Genomic DNA, 4,798 nt, shown 5'->3' with positions numbered 1-4,798 from the left:
GCACGTCGTCGACGACGACGGCCCCCGAGGCGATGACGGCGCCGTGCCCGATCCGTACGCCCGGCATGACCGTCGAACGGTAGCCGAACCAGACGTCGTTGCCGACGACGGTGTCACCGCGCCCCGGCAACCCGCTGATCAGGTCGAAGTGCTCGCTCCACGACCCGCCCATGATCGGGAAGGGGAACGTCGAGGGCCCGTCCATCCGGTGGTTGGCGCCGTTCATGATGAACCGCACGCCCTCGCCGAGCGCGCAGTACTTCCCGATGACCAGCCGCTCGGGACCGTAGTGGTAGAGCACGTTGCGGGTCTCGAAGGCGGTCGGGTCGTCGGGATCGTCATAGTAGGAGAAGTCACCGACCTCGATCAGCGGCGAGGTCACGAGCGGCTTGAGCAGCACCACGCGCGACTGGCCGGGCATGGGGTGCAGCACGTTCGGGTCGGCGGGGACGTGCTGCGGGTCGGTGGGCGTGTGCTGCGGGTCGGTGGGCGTGTGCTGCGGGTCGGTGGGCGTGTGTTCGGAAGGCATTCGTCCATGATCCCCGTCAGCCGAAGAGGACCAACTCCTTTTCCGTGGCGCCCGCGAGCTCGTACCGCGTCCCCGCGACCGACCGCCCCGCGCAGAGCCGGATCAGGGTCGGCGCGTCGCCGATGTAGCGGGCCGGGGGCCTGCGCCCGTCGGTGGCGCCGAGGATCAGCGGCTCGTCACGGCCGTCGACGTCCGCGTGCACGGCGAGGCCCGGCGCCGCGGCGCCGAACCGCGACCTGCTGTGCGCCGCGAGCAGCACGAGCGCGTCCGCGAGGCCGTCGCCGCCGTACGCGCCCGGCTCCCCCCACGCCTCGCGCACGTCGCCGGCGTGCACCCACTCCCCCAGCGCCACGCCGTCCAGGAGCCCCTTGGCCCCGGCCATCACGGGCCCGGCCTCGGTCATGCCGCGTTCCAGCTCGTCCACGACACGGGAGTGGGACCAGTCGGCGCGTTCGGCGATGTCGCGCTCATTGCTCTCGGGCGAGTACACGCCCTCCTCGAAGCGGCTCTCCACGACCCGCGTCAGCGCGGAGCCGCAGTGCGCGAGCACATGCCGCACGGTCCAGCCGGGACAGCAGGTGCGGATCGCGTACGCGTCGTCGGGCGCGGCCCTCAACAGCGGGATGAGCAGGTCGCGTTCGGTGAGCAGAAGGCGTCCGGCGCGCTCGGGTTCGTAGGCTTCCTCAGTGGTCGTCGTCATGGCCGCAGCCAATCGTCCGGACCGGGTACATGGCAACGGACGGGCCGGATGTTTCCGGCCCGTCCGTGGGACACACGGTCCGTCAGGCGTCCACCTTCTCCTCCGCAGGGACCCCCGCCTCCCTCCGCATCACCAGCAGGGTGACCGCACCGGCGACACCCGCGATGGCGGCGGCGCCCGCGAACGCCGAGCCGAAGCCGTCCGTCAGGGCCGGCAGGTTCCCCGGTTCGCCCGCGCCCCGCGACATGGCGAGGGCGGTCAGCGCGGCGAGGCCGAGCGCCGAGCCGACCTGGTAGGTGGTGTTGACGATGCCGGAGGCGAGTCCCGCCTGCTCCTGCGGGGCGCCGGACATGGCGGCCATCATCGCCGGGATGTACGCGAGGGACATGCCGAGCGCGGCGACCAGCGAGGCGGGCAGCACGTCGATCACGAACGAGCCGGTCGGGCCGAGCCGCGACAGCCACACCAGGCCGAGCGCGAGGACGAGCAGCCCGCCGCCGATGAGGTTCCTGGCCCCGAAGCGGCCGAGGAGCCGGGCGGTGACGGCGGTCATGAAGACCATCAGCAGACCGGTCATGGGCAGCAGGGCCGCGCCGCTCTCGAACGCCCCGTACCCCATGACCTGCTGGAGGTAGAGGTTGAGGAAGTACCACATGGGGATCCAGGCGGCGCCGAGCAGCGCCATCGCGAGGTTGGCGGAGCCGAGCCGCGGCACGCGCCACACGCCGAGCGGCATCAACGGCTCGCGGACGGCCTTCTGCACGACGAGGAAGAGGGCCAACAGGGCACCGGCGCCCGCGAGTTGGAGGACGGTCGCGGGCGAGCCCCATCCGGCGCCCGGACGACCGCGAAGACGGCGAGCGCGAGACCGGCGGTGACGGCGGCGGCGCCGAGCAGGTCGACCGAGCCGCGCCGGCCCTCGACGGCGGGCAGGAGGCGGGTCGCAGCGAGGGTGGCGAGACCGATCGGCACGTAGATGACGAAGATCCACGGCCAGCTCAGCCACTCGGTGAAGACACCGCCGAGGAAGACGCCGGCCGTGCCGCCCGCGGGGGCCGCGGCGCCGTAGAGGGCCATGGCCTTGCCGAGCTCCTTCGGGTCGTGGCCGAAGAGCATCATCAGCAGGGTCATGGCGGCGGGCGCGATGAGCGCGCCGCCGACGCCCTGCACGGCGCGTCCGACGATCTCGACGGTCGCGGTCTGCGCGGCGGCGGCGAGGACGGAGCCGACGACGAGCACGGCCCAGCCGGAGACGAAGACCTTCCGCGCGCCCAGCAGGTCGGAGAGCCGCCCGCCGAGGAGCAGGAGCCCGCCGAAGGCGATGACGTAGGCGTTGAAGACCCACTGCAGCTCGCTCTGCGAGAAGCCCAGGTCCTGCTGCATCTCGGGGAGCGCGACCCCGATGATCGAGGTGTCCATGATGACCATGAACTGTGCGGCGGCGAGCACGAAGAGCGCCCACCAGCGTCTGGGATCGGCGGTGTGCATGACGGTTCCCCTCCCGGTCCGGGAATGACCACTCAATACCCCTAGGGGGTATCTGACGCCGGGGACGTTAACATACCCCTGGGGGGTATTCAATGGTGCGATGGCTAGGGTGGGGCACATGGCCGACGACAAGGACCTCCACGCCCGCTGGGCCACCGCCCTGCTCCGCGCGAGCCAGGGCAGCCCCGACCCCGCCCCCTACGCGGACCGCCTCCTGGCCCGCTGGGCCGAGCCGCAGCGGCGGTACCACACCACCGCGCACCTGACGGCGGTCCTGGACCACGTCGACGTCCTCGCCGAGCACGCCGAGGACGTCGAACTCGTCCGCCTGGCCGCGTGGTTCCACGACGCGGTGTACGCGCCGGACCGCTCGGAGAACGAGGAGCGCTCGGCCCGCCTCGCCGAACGCGCGCTGGCCGAGGCCGGGCTGCCCGAGGAGTCCGTCGCCGAGGTCGCCCGCCTGGTCCGCCTCACCGTCACCCACGACCCCGCCGAGGACGACCGCAACGGCGAGGCCCTGTGCGACGCCGACCTGGCGATCCTGGCGGCGGCCCCGGACGCGTACGCCGCCTACGCGGCCGCGGTACGGGAGGAGTACGGGTTCGTGCCCGACGAGGCGTTCCGCGCGGGGCGGGCCGGGGTGCTGCGCCAACTCCTCGCGCTGCCACGCCTGTTCAGGACCCCGCACGGAGCGGCCCACTGGGAGGGCCCGGCGCGCGAGAACCTGGCGACGGAGCTGGCGCTGCTCGACGCCTGACCGGACCCTGTCCCGCCCCCTCTCCAGGCACCGTAAAACCAGCGGACGGTGCCCCACCGCTCCCGTACTCTCTCGGCATGCTTCTCATGGGCGGGGACCGGATCGACGAGGCCGTGGCGCACGCGGCGAAGGTGCTGCGCGCGGTCGCGGACCGCGACTGGAACGTCAAGGCGGGCGGGCTGGACTGGAGCTGTCTGAAGACGGCGGAGCACATCGCGGGGGACTTCGTGTTCTACGCGGGCCAGCTGACGGGCCGGGCGGCCGACACCTACGTCCCCTTCGAGATCGCGCTCGACGAGGGCACGGGCCCCGAGGGCGCGATCGAGGTGATCGAGGCGACCGGCGGCATGCTGGCGGCCGTCGTCCGCACGACGCCGCGGGGCGTACGGGCGTACCACCCCTATCCCTCCGGTGCCGCCGACGCGACGGGGTTCGCGGCGATGGGGGTGGCGGAGGTGCTGCTCCACACGCACGACATCGCGCGGGCGCTGGGGGCCGACGCCGAGCCGCCCGCGGACCTCTGCGAGGCCGTCCTCTCCCACCTCTTCCCCCATGTGCCGCCGACGCCGGCGGGCGGGACGCCCTGGACGACGCTGCTGTGGGCCACGGGGCGCGGCACCCTTCCCGGGCGCGCGGCCCTCGTCCCCTGGCGCTGGCACAATCCGCTCTCCCTGCCGGCCGGGCCGGTCGTCCTGCGCGAGGTGACGCCCGCGGCGGCGATGGACCTCGCGGCGGGTGGCACGGGGGGGTCTCACCTGGATCGACGGCGGTCCCTTCGACGGGACGCGGCGGGCCGCGGGCATGGTGACGAAGGCGTACTTCGCGGGGGTGCACCGGCCCATGTGGGGGCTGTACGCGGTGGTGCGGGCGGCCGACGAGACGGCGGTCGGGGGCATGGGGTTCCACGGGCCGCCGGACGAGAACGGCTGCGCCGAGGTCGGCTATGACCTCGCGGAGGCGGCGCGGGGGCGGGGGTACGCCACGGAGGCGCTGCGCTCGCTGTCGCGGTGGGCGCTGGGACGTCCCGAGGTGACGTCGCTCCTGGCGGTCATCGAGCCGACGAACACGGCTTCGCAGGGGGTGGTGACCCGGGCGGGGTACGTCCGGCTGCCGGACCGGGACGCGAACCACGCGTACGGCTTGCACCCCGCCTGACCCCTCCGGGGCGGGCGCCCACTTCCCCCCTCCCCAGCACCGGGCTTCCTGCCCGCCTGCACCGGCCTTGGCGCCACCTTCATCACCCCTCGGCACCGCACGCCTACCCCGCCTGCACCGGGGCTGGAGCCACACCCATCGCCTCTCAGCACCGGGGGCTGTGCCCACC

General features: G+C 73.6%; 3 protein-coding genes and 2 pseudogenes. 2 read left to right on the top strand and 3 right to left on the bottom strand.

The features are described 5' to 3' along the window. The 3 genes and pseudogenes from AOK22_RS16490 to AOK22_RS16480 all read right to left on the bottom strand — a co-directional run. Positions 1–421, bottom strand: a 421-nt coding sequence (locus AOK22_RS16490; protein WP_167357851.1) for a CatB-related O-acetyltransferase, incomplete at its 3' end; no start/stop codon positions are given. Positions 422–545: 124 nt separating this feature from the next. After that, entirely contained in the window at positions 546–1,229 is a 684-nt protein-coding gene (locus AOK22_RS16485) for a maleylpyruvate isomerase family mycothiol-dependent enzyme (RefSeq protein WP_055699415.1), read from the bottom strand. Positions 1,230–1,311: 82 nt separating this feature from the next. Further along, positions 1,312–2,717: pseudogene (locus AOK22_RS16480) on the bottom strand (MFS transporter). 118 nt (positions 2,718–2,835) lie between these two features. Here AOK22_RS16480 and AOK22_RS16475 point away from each other — a divergent pair. Next, on the top strand, positions 2,836–3,474 hold the full coding sequence (locus AOK22_RS16475) for an HD domain-containing protein (protein WP_055699414.1): 639 nt from the start codon (positions 2,836–2,838) through the stop codon (positions 3,472–3,474). Between the two features lie 86 nt (positions 3,475–3,560). Next, positions 3,561–4,629 (top strand): annotated as a pseudogene (locus AOK22_RS16470) (GNAT family N-acetyltransferase). The last annotated feature ends 169 nt before the right edge of the window (positions 4,630–4,798 follow it).

This window comes from Streptomyces silaceus (assembly GCF_001419745.1).
Taxonomy (GTDB): domain Bacteria; phylum Actinomycetota; class Actinomycetes; order Streptomycetales; family Streptomycetaceae; genus Streptomyces; species Streptomyces silaceus.
Note: the sequence above shows the minus strand (reverse complement) of the source record. Positions and strands in the feature narration are given on the sequence as shown.

Coding starts and splice junctions, on each gene's coding strand:
- AOK22_RS16475 (WP_055699414.1), top strand. CDS start 2,836: ATGGCCGACGACAAGGACCTCCACGCCCGCTGGGCCACCGCCCTGCTC.
- AOK22_RS16485 (WP_055699415.1), bottom strand. CDS start 1,229: ATGACGACGACCACTGAGGAAGCCTACGAACCCGAGCGCGCCGGACGC.